Origin of the sequence: Streptomyces sp. NPDC014864 (assembly GCF_043081525.1) — a bacterium.
Lineage (GTDB): Bacteria > Actinomycetota > Actinomycetes > Streptomycetales > Streptomycetaceae > Streptomyces.
Genome location: NZ_JBIBWT010000011.1, coordinates 230,085 through 244,222, shown reverse-complemented (window position 1 = coordinate 244,222; position 14,138 = coordinate 230,085). Strand labels below are relative to the sequence as shown.

The 14,138-nt window shown below is 71.7% G+C and carries 14 protein-coding genes and 1 riboswitch; of the genes, 8 read left to right on the top strand and 6 right to left on the bottom strand.

All coding sequences use genetic code 11. The features are described 5' to 3' along the window. Positions 1-129 precede the first annotated feature (129 nt). The 7 genes from ACF1A5_RS21725 (at position 130) to ACF1A5_RS21695 (ending at position 6,280) form a co-directional block, all read left to right on the top strand. Positions 130-1,368: an Ig-like domain-containing protein gene (locus tag ACF1A5_RS21725; RefSeq protein WP_392194481.1), complete on the top strand. Its 1,239-nt coding sequence runs from the start codon at positions 130-132 to the stop codon at positions 1,366-1,368. Between the two features lie 153 nt (positions 1,369-1,521). Further along, on the top strand, positions 1,522-2,289 hold the full coding sequence (locus ACF1A5_RS21720) for an enoyl-CoA hydratase/isomerase family protein (protein ID WP_392194480.1): 768 nt from the start codon (positions 1,522-1,524) through the stop codon (positions 2,287-2,289). Positions 2,290-2,576: 287 nt separating this feature from the next. Beyond that, complete coding sequence (locus tag ACF1A5_RS21715) at positions 2,577-3,080, top strand: ATP-binding protein (protein WP_392194479.1); 504 nt, start codon at positions 2,577-2,579, stop codon at positions 3,078-3,080. 71 nt (positions 3,081-3,151) lie between these two features. Next, positions 3,152-3,937 carry a polysaccharide deacetylase family protein gene (locus tag ACF1A5_RS21710; protein WP_392194478.1) on the top strand — a complete coding sequence of 262 codons (786 nt, stop codon included), beginning with the start codon at positions 3,152-3,154 and terminating at the stop codon, positions 3,935-3,937. Next, a complete protein-coding gene (locus ACF1A5_RS21705; protein WP_392194477.1) occupies positions 3,937-5,121 on the top strand; it encodes a PQQ-binding-like beta-propeller repeat protein in 1,185 nt (394 codons plus the stop codon). Before ACF1A5_RS21710 ends, ACF1A5_RS21705 begins: the two co-directional genes overlap by 1 nt. Before the next feature lie 122 nt (positions 5,122-5,243). Then, entirely contained in the window at positions 5,244-5,456 is a 213-nt protein-coding gene (locus ACF1A5_RS21700; RefSeq protein WP_392194476.1) for an EF-hand domain-containing protein, read from the top strand. A gap of 161 nt (positions 5,457-5,617) precedes the next feature. Then, complete coding sequence (locus tag ACF1A5_RS21695) at positions 5,618-6,280, top strand: NADPH-dependent F420 reductase (protein WP_392194475.1); 663 nt, start codon at positions 5,618-5,620, stop codon at positions 6,278-6,280. Between the two features lie 85 nt (positions 6,281-6,365). On the opposite strand, the gene ACF1A5_RS21690 is transcribed toward ACF1A5_RS21695, so the two are convergent. From ACF1A5_RS21690 to gcvT, 6 genes are all read right to left on the bottom strand, one after another. Continuing rightward, the gene (locus ACF1A5_RS21690; RefSeq protein ID WP_392194474.1) at positions 6,366-6,929 is read right to left on the bottom strand and encodes a glycoside hydrolase family 25 protein; all 564 of its coding nucleotides are present in this window, start codon (positions 6,927-6,929) and stop codon (positions 6,366-6,368) included. 110 nt (positions 6,930-7,039) lie between these two features. Then, positions 7,040-8,071 (bottom strand): phosphatidylinositol-specific phospholipase C domain-containing protein, encoded by a 1,032-nt coding sequence (locus tag ACF1A5_RS21685; protein WP_392194473.1) that lies wholly within the window; start codon positions 8,069-8,071, stop codon positions 7,040-7,042. A gap of 354 nt (positions 8,072-8,425) precedes the next feature. Continuing rightward, positions 8,426-9,793 carry an L-serine ammonia-lyase gene (locus tag ACF1A5_RS21680; protein WP_392194472.1) on the bottom strand — a complete coding sequence of 456 codons (1,368 nt, stop codon included), beginning with the start codon at positions 9,791-9,793 and terminating at the stop codon, positions 8,426-8,428. Positions 9,794-9,944: 151 nt separating this feature from the next. Beyond that, complete coding sequence (gene glyA, locus ACF1A5_RS21675; protein WP_392194471.1) at positions 9,945-11,207, bottom strand: serine hydroxymethyltransferase; 1,263 nt, start codon at positions 11,205-11,207, stop codon at positions 9,945-9,947. Between the two features lie 14 nt (positions 11,208-11,221). Continuing rightward, the gene (gene gcvH / locus ACF1A5_RS21670; RefSeq protein ID WP_356187817.1) at positions 11,222-11,599 is read right to left on the bottom strand and encodes a glycine cleavage system protein GcvH; all 378 of its coding nucleotides are present in this window, start codon (positions 11,597-11,599) and stop codon (positions 11,222-11,224) included. 187 nt (positions 11,600-11,786) lie between these two features. Beyond that, positions 11,787-12,914, bottom strand: a complete 1,128-nt coding sequence (gene gcvT / locus ACF1A5_RS21665) for a glycine cleavage system aminomethyltransferase GcvT (RefSeq protein WP_392194470.1) — start codon at positions 12,912-12,914, stop codon at positions 11,787-11,789. 189 nt (positions 12,915-13,103) lie between these two features. Then, positions 13,104-13,199, bottom strand: a riboswitch (glycine riboswitch). Positions 13,200-13,371: 172 nt separating this feature from the next. On the opposite strand from gcvT, the gene ACF1A5_RS21660 reads away from it, so the two are divergent. Then, complete coding sequence (locus ACF1A5_RS21660) at positions 13,372-14,061, top strand: AAA family ATPase (RefSeq protein WP_392194507.1); 690 nt, start codon at positions 13,372-13,374, stop codon at positions 14,059-14,061. The last annotated feature ends 77 nt before the right edge of the window (positions 14,062-14,138 follow it).

Below are 14,138 nucleotides of genomic sequence, written 5' to 3'. Positions count from 1 at the left end.
GTTGAAGTTGGGACTGAACGGTGACAATTCCGGGTCGCCGACGGCCCTGACCTTGCGGTTAATATGCGCCAACGCGCGCTGTAGCGCTGGGGTGCGGGCCCGACCAGGCCCGGCGAGGGGAGAGACGACTTGAACGTGCGACCGATATCGGGGGCGTCGGTTGACGCGCGGGGGAACCGCCGCCGCCGCAGGGGGCTGGCGCTCCTGGCTGGTGCGCTGCTGCTCGCCGTCACCGGCTGCGGTGGAGGAGCGAAGCCGGGCGCGGGGTCCGGCGTGGGCAAGGGCGCCGGCGCGGCGCAGGGCAAGCAGTCGCAGGCGGTGGTCACCATCGCGCCCAAGGACGGCGCCAAGTCCGTCCGGACCAGCGACGCCCTCAAGGTCAGCGCGCGCGAGGGCCGGCTGACCGAGGTCGTGGTGAAGGACGCCAAGGGCACCGCGATACCGGGGAAGATAACCGGCGGCGGCGCCACCTGGACGCCGTCCACCCACCTGGCCGCCTCCACCAAGTACCGGGTGCACGCGGTCGCCAAGGACTCCGCGGGCCGCGCGGCGGCCGAGGACTCCAGCTTCACCACCCTGACCCCGCAGAACACCTTCGTCGGGTACTTCACCCCCGAGGACGGCTCCACCGTCGGTGTCGGAATGCCGTTCTCCATCCGCTTCACCCGGGGCATCACGCACCCGAAGGACGTCCAGCGGGCCGTCCAGATCAAGACCGAGCCGGCCGTCGAGGTGCGCGGCCACTGGTTCGGCAACGACCGCCTCGACTTCCGCCCCGAGGAGTACTGGAAGTCCGGCACCAAGGTCACCGTCCGGCTGAACCTCGACGGCGTCGAGGGCCGCCCCGGCGTCTACGGCAAGCAGACCAAGACGGTCTCCTTCACCATCGGCCGCAACCAGGTGTCCGTGGTGGACGCCAAGAAGCAGACGATGAAGGTCACGCAGGACGGCAAGGTCGTCAAGACCCTGCCCGTCACCACCGGCAAGCCCGGCTACGAGACCTGGAACGGCCAGATGGTGATGAGCGAGAAGCTCACCGTCACCCGCATGAACGGCGAGACGGTCGGCTACGGCGGCGAGTACGACATCAAGGACGTCCCGCACGCCATCCGGCTCACCACCTCGGGCACCTTCATCCACGGCAACTACTGGGGTGGCGGCGCCTTCGGCAACTACAACGCCAGCCACGGCTGCGTCGGCCTGCGCGACGTGCGCGGCGGCTACGACAGCAAGGTGCCGGCGGCCTGGTTCTTCAACCACTCGATGATCGGCGACGTGGTCGTGGTCAAGAACTCCCACGACCGCACGGTCTCCCCGGACAACGGCCTCAACGGCTGGAACTTGTCCTGGAAGGAGTGGACGGCGTAGCCCACGGCGCGCTGACGGGCCCGGTGCGATCCACGGCACCGGGCCCGTCCCCGTTGATCCCCGTGCTGTGCCCGCCCGGGGCCCCCGGACCCCCGGCCGGGTGTGATCGACCGCACGAGCCCCCGCACCGTTAATCCCCGTTAACCTGCCTGCATGACCGCAACTCTCGAAGTGGCCGAGGGCGTCGGCACGCTGCGCCTGGACCGCCCGCCCATGAACGCGCTCGACATCGCCACGCAGGACCGGATCAGGGAACTCGCCGAGGAGGCCACCCGCCGCGAGGACGTGCGCGCCGTGGTGATCTACGGCGGCGAGAAGGTGTTCGCGGCGGGCGCGGACATCAAGGAGATGCAGGTGATGGACCACGCGGCGATGGTCCTGCGCGCCCGTGCCCTGCAGGACTCCTTCACCGCCGTGGCCCGCATTCCCAAGCCGGTGGTCGCCGCGGTCACCGGGTACGCGCTGGGGGGCGGCTGCGAACTCGCGCTCTGCGCGGACATCCGCATCGCCGGGGACAACGCCAAGCTGGGCCAGCCCGAGATCCTGCTCGGCCTGATCCCGGGCGCCGGCGGCACCCAGCGGCTGGCCCGGCTGATCGGCCCCTCGAAGGCCAAGGACCTGATCTTCACCGGCCGTCAGGTGAAGGCCGACGAGGCTCTCGCTCTGGGCCTGGTGGACCGGGTGGTGCCCGCCGCCGACGTGTACGCCGAGGCGCACGCCTGGGCCGCGAAGCTCGCCCAGGGCCCGGCGATCGCCCTGCGCGCGGCCAAGGAGTCGGTCGACATCGGGCTGGAGACGGACATCGAGACCGGACTCGCCGTGGAGCGCAACTGGTTCGCGGGGCTGTTCGCCACCGAGGACCGCGAGCGCGGGATGCGCAGCTTCGTGGAGGAGGGTCCGGGCAAGGCCAAGTTCCTCTGAATCCTTACGAAGCTCTCGCCCCTCTCTTGCTGTTGACGCGGCGTCTGATCCCGGGGGTCCCTCGATGAGGCGGATTAGGGGAGCCTTAAGGCACCCTTAAGCCTGCCTTGTCGAGGGAGGCCCTCGGCGATCGCTCGCGGGCCCGTCGGCGCAGGTCAGCCGAGATGTTCCGGACTCCGAAGCGCCTTTGGCATATGCCGTGCGCATTCGGTGCAGCAGGGGCGCTCAGGGGGCGTATTCACCCGGAACGGCCCCGGACGAAGCCCCGTCCGGCCATGATGGGGGGCATGGCGGGGCTGGAGGGCATCGAGCAGCCGCGGGGACAAGGGCGGGCGACCGCCGCGCGCTGGTCGCCTGCGGTCGAGGACGAACGGGCACTCAGGGCGCTGGAGTTGTTCGGCAACCCGACGGAGGCAGAGGTTCCGCTGCCGTCCCGCCCCGAGTCCGCCGCCACCGCACGCCGGCTCGCCCAGGTCGTCGTCCTGCGCCAGTGGGGGCTGACCCCCAAGATGACGGAGGACGCCGTCCTCCTGGTCTCCGAACTCGTCGGCAACGCCGTACGGCACACCGGGGCCCGGGTGTTCGGCTTACGGATGCGCCGCCGCCGCGGCTGGATCCGCGTGGAGGTCCGCGACCCCTCCCGCGGGCTCCCGTGCCTGATGCCGGTGCAGGAGATGGACGTCAGCGGCCGGGGGCTCTTCCTCGTCGACAAACTGGCCGACCGCTGGGGTGTGGACCTCCTGCCGCGCGGCAAGACCACCTGGTTCGAGATGCGGGTGGCGGACCGCTGACCGACGCTCACCCCGGCGGCCATACGTGTGAATCGGCGGTTTTCTTACCCTTCACCCCTTAAATGGTGCGGGTGACCACGACCGACCGCCGAGGGGTGCTGCGCACGGGCGCCGGGCTCGTCGCCGGGGGCGCGCTCGCCGCCGGTTGCTCCGCCGCGGGTGCCGACGCGCCCCCGTCCAGCGCCACGCCCTCGCCCCGCGCCCCGCACGCGACCGCCACTCCGCTCGCCGCGCCCGCCCCCCGCGCCTTCCCCCGGCAGCCCGCACAGATCACCCACGGCCCCCGCGACCGGCCCCGCGTCGCCCTCACCTTCCACGGCCAGGGCGACCCGGCACTCGCCCGCGCCCTGCTCACCGGGGCCGAGCGGCACGGCGCCCGCGTCACCGTGCTCGCCGTCGGCACCTGGCTCGACGAGCACCCGGAACTGGCCCGCCGCATCCTCGACGGCGGCCACGACCTCGGCAACCACACCCAGCGCCACCTCGCCGTCAACACCATGTCCGAGGCGGACGCCCGGTCGGAGATCACCGCCTGCGCGGACCGGCTGCGGCGGCTCACCGGATCCATCGGCACCTGGTTCCGCCCCTCGCGCGCCCCGGCCGCCTCCCCGCTCGTGGCACGGCTGGCCCGCGGCGCCGGATACCCGCACGTGCTGTCGTACGACGTCGACTCGCTCGACTACACGGACCCCGGCGCCCCCGCGATCACCCGCAAGGTCCTGGCCGAGGTCCGGCCGGGGTCCGTGGTGAGCCTGCACTTCGGCCACCCGGGCACGGTCACCGCCCTCCCCGGTCTCCTCACCGAACTCGACCGCCGCGGCCTCCACGCGGTCACCACCACGGAGCTGCTGAGCTGATGCGACCCACCCTCCTCACCCGGGCCCTGATCGCCGGCGCCGCCTGCCTCGCGCTGGCCGCGCTCTCCGCCTGCGACGGCTCCGCGCACCACGCCGACGAGGCCCTCGGCAGCAAGGCGGCCGCCGTGCCGCAGCCGAAACGGCAGGCCGTGGGCGCCCTGCCCGGCATGCCGCCCGTCCTCGACCCGTCCGACGTCTACGCCGCCGACCGCCCGAACAAGCTCTCCCCGGTGGTCAAGGACTTCCCGTCCCGGATCTACGTCCCCAACACCAACTCCAACACGGTCTCGGTCATCGACCCCGCCACGTACCGGGTGGTCGAGACGATCCGGGTCGGCCGTCAGCCCCAGCACGTGGTCCCCTCCTGGGACATGAGGACGCTGTGGGTCAACAACGACCTGGGCAACAGCCTCACCCCCATCGACCCGAGGACCGGCGAGGCGGGCGAGCCGGTCGCCGTGCACGACCCGTACAACCTGTACTTCACCCCCGACGGCAAGTACGCGGTGGTCATGGCCTCCGCCGACCACCAGCTGGTCTTCCGCGACGCGCACACCATGAAGACGGTGAAGGCCCTCCCGGTCGGCTGCGCGGGCGTCAACCACGCCGACTTCTCCCTGGACGGCCGCTACTTCATCGTCTCCTGCGAGTTCAGCGGGGAACTGCTCAAGGTGGACACGGCGCGGATGGAGGTGGTCGGCCGGCAGAAGCTGCCGCTGCGCGGAGCCATGCCGCAGGACGTGAAGATGTCCCCCGACGGCAAGCGCTTCTACGTCGCCGACATGGTGGCCAACGGGCTGTGGATCCTGGACGGCGCCACCTTCGGCAAGCCGGAGTTCCTCCACACCGGCAAGGGCGCCCACGGCCTGTACGTCAGCCGCGACTCCCGCGAGATGTACATCTCCAACCGCGGTGAGGGCACCGTCTCGATCTTCGACTTCACCCGCAACAAGCTCACCGAGAAGTGGCGCCTTCCCCACGGCGGCAGCCCCGACATGGGCGGCGTCTCCGCCGACGGCAAGGTCCTGTGGCTGTCGGGGCGCTACAACTCCGAGGTGTACGCCATCGACACCCGCACCGGCGCCCAGCTCGCCCGCATCAAGGTCGGCAGAGGCCCGCACGGCCTCGCCGTCTACCCCCAGCCGGGCCGCTACTCCCTGGGGCACACGGGCATCTTCCGCTGACCCGCCTCCGGGCAGGAGTGCCCGTGGGTGGTCGCCGCACCGAGGTCGCGCGAGGGCCGTTAATCTGACCTGCGTCAGTACGACAGCAAGACAGATCAGACGCGACACAAAGGGGCGGATCGGTGGCGGACATCGAGGAAGCACGCAAGGAGTTCCAGCGGATCGATGCGGACGGTGACGGGTTCATCACCGCCGCCGAGTTCAAGTCCGCCCTGGCCCAGGGGGGCGACTGGAACGTCACCGACACGGTGGCGGAGGTCATCATCAAGACCCGCGACCTGAACGGGGACAAGGTCCTGTCCTTCGACGAGTTCTGGGCCTACGTGAACAAGTGAGTCCGAGGCGGAGGGGCGCCCGGCGGTGAGCCGCCGGGCGCCCCTCCGCCGTCTCACCCGTTCGCCGGGGTCAGGAATAGCGCGCGTCCGACGTGGGTTGGAGGTCGGCTGCAAGGCTGTGCTTCGGACACCGACCTCGGAAGGGCTGGGCGAATCCAGACATGAAGATCGGCATCATCGGCGCGGGCAACATCGGCGGCAACCTCACCCGGCGGCTCACCGCCCTCGGCCACGACGTCTCCGTCGCGAACTCCCGTGGCCCGCACACCCTCACGGCACTGGCCGAGGAGACCGGCGCGACCCCCGTCCGCGTCGAGGAGGCGGCGCGCGGCGCCGAGGTCGTCGTGGTCACCGTTCCGCTGAAGGCGGTCCCGGACCTCCCCGCCGGCCTGCTCGACGGGGCGGCGGAGGGCGCGGCGGTCATCGACACCGGCAACTACTACCCGCAGCAGCGGGACGGCCGTATCGCGGAGATCGAGGACGATGGACTCACCGAGAGCCGCTGGACCGAGCGCCGGATCGGGCACCCCGTGATCAAGGCGTTCAACGGCACCTACGCCCAGGACATCGTGGAGCGGCCCCGTCCGGCCGGCGACCCGGAGCGGATGGCGCTCCCGGTGGCGGGCGACGACGCGGAGGCCAAGGCGAAGGTCCGGGCGCTGATCGACGAACTCGGCTTCGACACCGTGGACTCCGGCGGCATCGACGACTCATGGCGCCAGCAGCCCGGGACCCCGGTCTACGGCCTCAGGGCAGGCGTCGACGCCGTCGTCGAGGCACTCGGAGAGGCGTCCCCGGAACGCCCGGCGGACTTCCGGGCGTAGGACGGCGGGGCCGGCGCGGGGGACGGACCTCGTGTGGCGGGGCCGGTCTCCGGGCCGTACCACCCCGCCGGCCGCGAGGACGCGCTCATCTCCCCTGGGGCGTGGCCCACTTCCGCAGGTCGGCGTGGGTGGTGAAGCGGGCCACATTGGTGTCGTGGGGCTCGTCGGTGTACTGGTGGAAGCGCCATGCGGCCTCGATGCGCGGCTTGCCCGCGGTGACGTAGTCCGCGATCCACAGGCCGTCGCCCGCGTACGAGGTCCGGTCGCGATGGAGCCAGTAGTCCCGGCTGCAGTACAGGACGACCCGGTGGTGCGGCCGCAGTTGCTTCACCTTGCGGAGGAAGGCGTCCTTCTCGGCGTTGGAGGCGTGGGTGCCGTCGCCGGTGGTCTCCCAGTCGACGGCGAGGATGTCGCCCGCCCTCTCGGGGGCCTTGGCGACGAAGTGCTCCGCCTGGGCCGTGAGGTTGCCCGGCCAGAGGAAGTGGTAGAAGCCGACGGTCAGACCGGCGTCCCTGCCGTGCTTCGTCTGGGCGGCGAGTTTCGGGTTGACGTACGAACGCCCCTCCGTCGCCTTGATGAAGACGAAGGAGAGGCCGTCCGTGCCGTAACTGGAGGACTGGTACGCACTGACGTCGATGCCGCGCAGCATGGGAACTCCCTGAAGGCGCTGTGGGGGGGGAGGAGTCGTTGTCTGGGTTGTGCCCCCCACAGGTACGGACGATCCCTCCCGGCAGTTCGAATGTCAGTCTCGTGGCAGCGTCAGTCCCGCGGCACCGTCGATCCCAGCACCGCGGCCGACTTCGCCGACCAGTCCGAGGTGATCACGCTGGCGTGATGCGCGGCCAGCAGGGACAGGCGCGCGGCCACCTCGGCGTCCGTGGGGTTCGTCGAGGAGATCGCCGGGGACACCCCGGCGGCGTCCGTGGTGATCAGGATGTAGTGGTTCCTAGAGTAGAACGAGGTGTCGTAGCCCTTGTCGACGTAGCTCGCCGCGTCGCCGTCGAAGAAGACGAACCAGGGGCGGATCGAGGCGTCGTAGCGGCCGGTGCGCGGATCCCCGGCCTCGGCGCCCAGTACGGCCGGGAAGGCCTGGGCCGCCGTCAGGTCCCCGGCCGCGTGCAGGTCGCGCAGGTGGTCGCCGTACTCCTCGTCCGTCCAGTAGTGGTCGAAGGGGTTGGCCTGCTCCACCGTGCCGGGGATCAGCTCGAAGAGCACCTTGCCCCGCAGGGCGTCCCGGGCCGGCCAGGCGTCGGCCTTCGCGGCCGCGTCCGCCGAGGTGTACGTGCCGCCCAGCAGGTCGGCCGGCCTGTAGACCATGTCGCCGAGCCTCTGCCGCACCAGTGTGTCGAACTCGTCGGGTCCGAGCCCCACGTTGTTGTTGAAGCCGTTCTTCATCTCCACCTTGAAGACGATGGGCCGGTGGTCGGGGTGCAGTCGGTGCCAGGCGGCGATGTTGTCCAGGCAGCCGCCGAGGTCCTGGTTGCGGCTCTTGCCGTAGAGCTCGGCCGGGGCCTTCGCGGCCTCGCAGTTGTTGTCGTTGCCGAAGGGGTTGCTGTGGCTGACCCGCCAGCGCCTGCTCAGGCTGTCGGTGTAGACGTCGATCTCCAGCAGCGAGGCGCCGGAGTCCAGCGCCTGCGCGAAGTACGTGTACTTGGCCTTGTCGTACGCGTTGTGCGTACCGATCGCCGTCGTCTCCGAGAACTTCGGCGACGCTGCCCGGGCCTGCGCCGGCACCGCCGCCAGTAACCCGGCGACCCCCAGCGCCGCCGCCATCCGTCTCACCATGCGCATGAGTCAACTCCCCTACACCGACGCCAAGTTGGCGGCAGCGTAGAGCCAACCGGTTACCGCGCGGTAGCCCCTGGGGGAACGACTGCCTCTGACGGCGACACGGGTGTCCTCCGCCCCCTGCCGCGGTCGGCGACAGTGAGCTCCGGTATGTGTCATTCGAGTCGGGACAGACCTTCGCGGTCCAGGGACGAGCGTGCCGCTCTCACGCGGTGTCCGCGAGCCTGCCGCGTCGCTCCGCAAAAGGGCTCGCTCGGCCTCGCCGATTTTGGCGAAGCTCTTGTCCTCGGGTGGAGCGGCGGGCGAAGGCCCCGGGGGCGGGGGATGGCATGGATGTGCCGCCCGGGGCCCGCTCCCTCAGCACTCGATGATGTTCACCGCGAGACCGCCACGCGCCGTCTCCTTGTACTTGACGGACATGTCGGCGCCGGTGTCCTTCATGGTCTTGATGACCTTGTCGAGGGAGACCTTGTGGGAGCCGTCGCCGCGCATCGCCATGCGGGCGGCGGTGACGGCCTTGACCGCGGCCATGCCGTTGCGCTCGATGCACGGGATCTGGACCAGGCCGCCGACCGGGTCGCAGGTGAGGCCGAGATTGTGCTCCATGCCGATCTCGGCGGCGTTCTCGACCTGTTCGGGGGTACCGCCCATGACCTCGGCCAGCGCGCCCGCCGCCATCGAGCAGGCCGAGCCGACCTCGCCCTGGCAGCCGACCTCGGCGCCGGAGATGGAGGCGTTCTCCTTGAACAGCATCCCGATCGCGCCGGCGGCGAGCAGGAAGCGGACCACGCCCTCCTCGTCCGCGCCGGGGACGAAGTTGATGTAGTAGTGCAGGACCGCGGGGATGATGCCCGCCGCGCCGTTGGTGGGGGCGGTCACGACCCGGCCGCCGGCCGCGTTCTCCTCGTTCACCGCCATCGCGTAGAGCGTGATCCACTCCATCGAGCGGGCCAGCGCGTCGCCCTCGGCGCGCAGCTGGCGCGCGGTGACGGCCGCGCGGCGGCGCACCCGCAGTCCGCCGGGCAGAATGCCCTCGCGGGACATGCCGCGCCCCACGCACTCCCGCATCACCCGCCAGATCTCCAGCAGGCCCGCGCGTATCTCCTCCTCGGTGCGCCAGGCCCGCTCGTTCTCCAGCATCAGCGAGGAGATCGACAGGCCCGTCTCCCTGGTCAGGCGCAGCAGCTCGTCGCCCGTGCGGAAGGGGTACTTCAGGACCGTGTCGTCGAGCTTGATGCGGTCGGCGCCCACCGCGTCCTCGTCCACGACGAAGCCGCCGCCGACCGAGTAGTACGTCTTGGCGAGCAGCTCGTCCCCCGAGGCGTCGTGGGCCCACAGGGTCATGCCGTTGGCGTGGTAGGGGAGGGCCTTGCGCCGGTGCAGCACCATGTCCGCGTCGAAGTCGAACGCGATCTCGTGCTCGCCGAGCAGGCGGATGCGGCCCGAGGCCTTGATCGCCTCCACGCGCTCGTCGGCCGTCTCCACGTCCACCGTGCGCGGGGAGTCCCCCTCCAGGCCGAGCAGCACCGCCTTGGGCGTGCCGTGACCGTGGCCGGTGGCTCCGAGGGAGCCGTACAGCTCCGCCCGGACCGAGGCCGCCCTATCCAGCAGGCCCTCGTTGCGCAGCCGGCGCGCGAACATGCGTGCCGCGCGCATCGGGCCGACCGTGTGGGAGCTGGACGGGCCGATGCCGATCGAGAACAGGTCGAAGACCGAGATGGCCACGGGGACTCCTCCATACGGGGGTGGTGCGGTGGTGCGGGGGCGGGCGCCGGGTGCGGGTGCGTGTTCGGGGCGTAGGGGTGGGGCCGCGGGTGAGCGGGCGCCGCGCTCACCTCTCAGTGTGCGCGGTGCCCGCCCGAACCGCGGGGGACGGCTACTTTCCGAGCCCCGGGTACAGCGGGTGCTTGTCGGCCAGGGCCTTGACCCGTGCCTTGAGCGCCTCGGCGTCGTAGGACGGCTTCAGCGCCTCGGCGATCACGTCCGCGACCTCGGCGAAGTCCTCGGCCGTGAAGCCGCGGGTCGCCAGGGCGGGGGTGCCGATCCGCAGGCCCGAGGTGACCATCGGCGGACGCGGGTCGTTCGGGATCGCGTTGCGGTTGACCGTGATGCCGACCTCGTGCAGCCGGTCCTCGGCCTGCTGCCCGTCCAGCTCCGAGTTCCGCAGGTCGACCAGGACCAGGTGGACGTCCGTGCCGCCGGACAGCACGTCGACGCCGACCGCGCGGACGTCGTCCCGCACCAGGCGCTCGGCCAGGATGCGGGCGCCGTCCAGGGTACGGCGCTGCCGCTCCTTGAAGTCCTCGCTCGCCGCGACCTTGAAGGCCACCGCCTTGGCGGCGATCACGTGCTCCAACGGCCCGCCCTGCTGACCGGGGAAGACCGCGGAGTTGATCTTCTTGGCCAGCTCGGCCGTGGACAGGATCACACCGCCGCGCGGGCCGCCCAGCGTCTTGTGGGTGGTCGTGGTGACGACATGGGCGTGCGGGACCGGGTTGGGGTGCAGGCCCGCGGCCACCAGGCCGGCGAAGTGCGCCATGTCGACCATGAGGTACGCGCCGACCTCGTCCGCGATCCTGCGGAAGGCGGCGAAGTCGAGCTGCCGCGGGTAGGCCGACCAGCCGGCCACGATCAGCTTCGGCCGGGCCTCCTTCGCCAGCCGCTCCACCTCGGCCATGTCGACCCGGCCGTCCTCGCCCACGTGGTAGGCGACGACGTCGTAGAGCTTGCCGGAGAAGTTGATCTTCATGCCGTGGGTCAGGTGCCCGCCGTGCGCGAGGTTCAGACCCATGATCGTGTCACCCGGCTTGAGCAGCGCGAACATCGCGGCCGCGTTCGCCTGGGCGCCGGAGTGCGGCTGCACGTTGCCGTGCTCGGCGCCGAAGAGCTCCTTGATGCGGTCGATGGCGATCTGCTCGACCACGTCGACGTGCTCGCAGCCGCCGTAGTAGCGGCGGCCCGGGTAGCCCTCGGCGTACTTGTTGGTGAGGACCGAGCCCTGGGCCTCCATGACCGCGACCGGAGCGAAGTTCTCCGAGGCGATCATCTCCAGCGTGGACTGCTGGCGGAGCAGCTCGGCGTCGACCGCGGCGGCGACGTCGGGGTCGAGTTCGTGCAGGGGCGTGTTCAGGACAGTCATACGGCTACGACTCCTCAGCCGGCGGTGAACGCGGTGTACTCGTCGGCGGACAGCAGCTCCTCCGGCTCGCCGGCGACGCGGACCTTGAACAGCCAGCCGCCCTCGAAGGGGGCCGAGTTCACGAGCGAGGGGTCGTCGACGACGTCCTGGTTGACCTCGGTGATCTCGCCGGTGACGGGCGAGTACAGGTCGGAGACCGACTTGGTCGACTCGAGCTCGCCGCAGGTCTCGCCCGCGGACACCGTGTCACCGACCTCGGGGAGCTGGACGAAGACGACGTCGCCGAGCGCGTTGGCCGCGTGCTCCGTGATGCCGACCGCCGACACGCCGTCCTCGGCGGGCGACAGCCACTCGTGCTCCTTGCTGTAACGCAGCTGCTGGGGGTTGCTCATGACCTGAATTCTCCTGTACGCGGGGGAGTGCTGGTGAAGAGGAAGGCTGCTGGAGGCGCCGGTGAGCGGGGAGGGCGTGCCCGGCGCCACGGACGCGCGGACGGGTACCCGCGGGCGGGCCGGTGCGCGCGGACGGACGCCGAAGGGCGCCGCCGGGGCGTGTGCCCGCCCGGACCGCTCCCAGTCTCTACTTCCGGCGCTTGTAGAAGGGCAGCGCCACGACCTCGTACGGCTCGTGGCTGCCCCGGATGTCCACGCCGACGCCCGTCGTGCCCGACGCGGCGTGCGCGGCGTCGACGTACGCCATGGCGATGGGCTTGCCCAGCGTGGGGGAGGGGGCGCCGGAGGTGACCTCGCCGATCACCTCGCCGCCGGCGACCACGGGGTAGCCCGCGCGCGGGACCCGGCGGCCCTCGGCGACCAGGCCGACGAGCACCCGGGGCGGCTGGGCGGCGGCACGCTCGGCGGCGGCAGCCAGCGCCTCGCGCCCGACGAAGTCGCCCTCCTTGTCGAACTTCACCACGCGCCCGAGCCCGGCGTCGAAGGGAGTGAGCGACGTGGACAGCTCGTGCCCGTACAGCGGCATCCCCGCCTCCAGGCGCAGCGTGTCCCGGCAGGACAGCCCGCACGGGACCAGCCCGGCCGGCGCGCCCGCGTCGGTCAGCGCCTGCCACAGCTTCTCGGCGTCGGCCGGGGCGACGAACAGCTCGAAGCCGTCCTCGCCGGTGTAGCCGGTGCGCGCGATCAGCGCCGGGACGCCCGCGACCGTGCCGGGCAGGCCCGCGTAGTACTTCAGGCCGTCCAGGTCGGCGTCGGTCAGCGTCTTGAGGATGCCGGGGGACTCGGGGCCCTGGACGGCGATCAGCGCGTAGGCGTCCCGGTCGTCGCGGACCCCGGCGTCGAAGCCGGCCGCCCGCTCGGTCAGCGCGTCGAGCACGACCTGGGCGTTGGAGGCGTTGGCGACGACCATGTACTCGGTCTCGGCCAGGCGGTAGACGATCAGATCGTCCAGGATGCCGCCGTCGGCCCGGCAGATCATGGTGTAGCGGGCGCGGCCCACGCCGACGGAGGCGATGTTGCCGACCAGGGCGAAGTTCAGCAGCTCGGCGGCCTGCGGACCGGTGACGGTGATCTCGCCCATGTGGGACAGGTCGAACAGGCCCGCCCTGGTGCGCACGGCGAGGTGCTCGTCCCGCTCGGAGCCGTAGCGCAGCGGCATGTCCCAGCCGGCGAAGTCGGTCATCGTCGCGCCGAGCGAGCGATGCAGCGCATCGAGCGCGGTACGGCGCTTCTCGGAAGGTTCGGTACTGCTCATCGGTCGGTCTCCCAGGGAGATGGGGGTCCCCCCGCGCGAGCAGAGCCGGGCATGGGGGAGGGCGAGGAACGTTCCTCCCCATCTGTCATCGGAACCTGAGAGGTTCGCCATGACCCGCCGGTGGACGGACGGTCACGGCTTGCACCTTGGGTGGAGCCACTGCGGCAGCGGCCCGCTTTTCAGATGTGCCTCGCCCGCGCGGTAATGGTGCCTGAGAGATTCAAGGGAGGGACTTGCTCCTTCGGCGCCCCAGCGACCTGCTGGGAACTCTCCCGCGCGGATTCAAGCGGCCGGTATGCAGTTGGCGCGCACATCATTGCACGCCCGGCCCGGTCGTGGCAGGTCGCGTCTGTAACCGGGCTGTGGCGGTACGCGTACGAAAACGCGAGACACCCCGTATTACCGTCTCTTTACACTCGGCGGGGAGGGGAACTGTGACTGACCCCAGGGGAGGACGATCACGGTGAAGAGGACGACGGCGCAGGCGACCACCCCGGCCCTGGCGCTGCCCGAGCGGGGCCTGGTCCTGTCCCGGCGGCCCGCGGCCGGCGAGCGGTGCGGCGAGCGCCCCGCGCCCGTGGTCCGAGATCTGCGCGACCGGGCCGGCCGGGGCCCCCACGCCCTTCTGTTCGGCCCCGGCGACGTGGTCGTGATCACCGGCCTGCCCGGCAGCGGCAAGTCCACGCTGATGCGCCGCGCGGTGCGCGGGGCGCGCGTGGACTCGCAGGACACCCGCGACCGCTGGGACGCCCGGGCACCCCGCATCCTGCCGTACGCGCTCTACCGTCCGCTGGTCCGCCTCGCCCACTACGCCGGGCTGCGCCGCGCCCTGCGGGCCGGCGGCGGAGTGGTGGTGCACGACTGCGGGGCCCAGGCCTGGGTGCGCGGCTGGCTGGCCCGCGCCGCCCGGCGCGGCGGCGGCATGATGCACCTGGTCCTGCTCGACGTGACCCCGGACACCGCGCTGGCCGGCCAGCGCGAGCGCGGCCGCGGCGTCTCGCGGTACGCCTTCCTGCGCCACCGCACGGCCGCCGCCCGGCTGCTGCGCGCGGTGGAGCGGGGGGAGCTGCCGGAGGGCTGCGGCTCGGCGACCCTGCTCGACCGGGACGCGGCGGACGCGCTGTGCCGGATCGGCTTCGCGGGCTGACCGGCTCCGGACGCGCTGTGCCGGATCGGCGTCACGGGCCGACCGGCTCCGATCGGTGCGAGCCCGGCGAGACCCCC

Coding starts and splice junctions, on each gene's coding strand:
- gcvT (WP_392194470.1), bottom strand. CDS start 12,914: ATGAGCAGTACCGAACCTTCCGAGAAGCGCCGTACCGCGCTCGATGCG.
- ACF1A5_RS21715 (WP_392194479.1), top strand. CDS start 2,577: ATGGCGGGGCTGGAGGGCATCGAGCAGCCGCGGGGACAAGGGCGGGCG.
- ACF1A5_RS21720 (WP_392194480.1), top strand. CDS start 1,522: ATGACCGCAACTCTCGAAGTGGCCGAGGGCGTCGGCACGCTGCGCCTG.
- ACF1A5_RS21690 (WP_392194474.1), bottom strand. CDS start 6,929: ATGCTGCGCGGCATCGACGTCAGTGCGTACCAGTCCTCCAGTTACGGC.
- gcvH (WP_356187817.1), bottom strand. CDS start 11,599: ATGAGCAACCCCCAGCAGCTGCGTTACAGCAAGGAGCACGAGTGGCTG.
- ACF1A5_RS21695 (WP_392194475.1), top strand. CDS start 5,618: ATGAAGATCGGCATCATCGGCGCGGGCAACATCGGCGGCAACCTCACC.
- ACF1A5_RS21705 (WP_392194477.1), top strand. CDS start 3,937: ATGCGACCCACCCTCCTCACCCGGGCCCTGATCGCCGGCGCCGCCTGC.
- glyA (WP_392194471.1), bottom strand. CDS start 11,207: ATGACTGTCCTGAACACGCCCCTGCACGAACTCGACCCCGACGTCGCC.
- ACF1A5_RS21685 (WP_392194473.1), bottom strand. CDS start 8,071: ATGCGCATGGTGAGACGGATGGCGGCGGCGCTGGGGGTCGCCGGGTTA.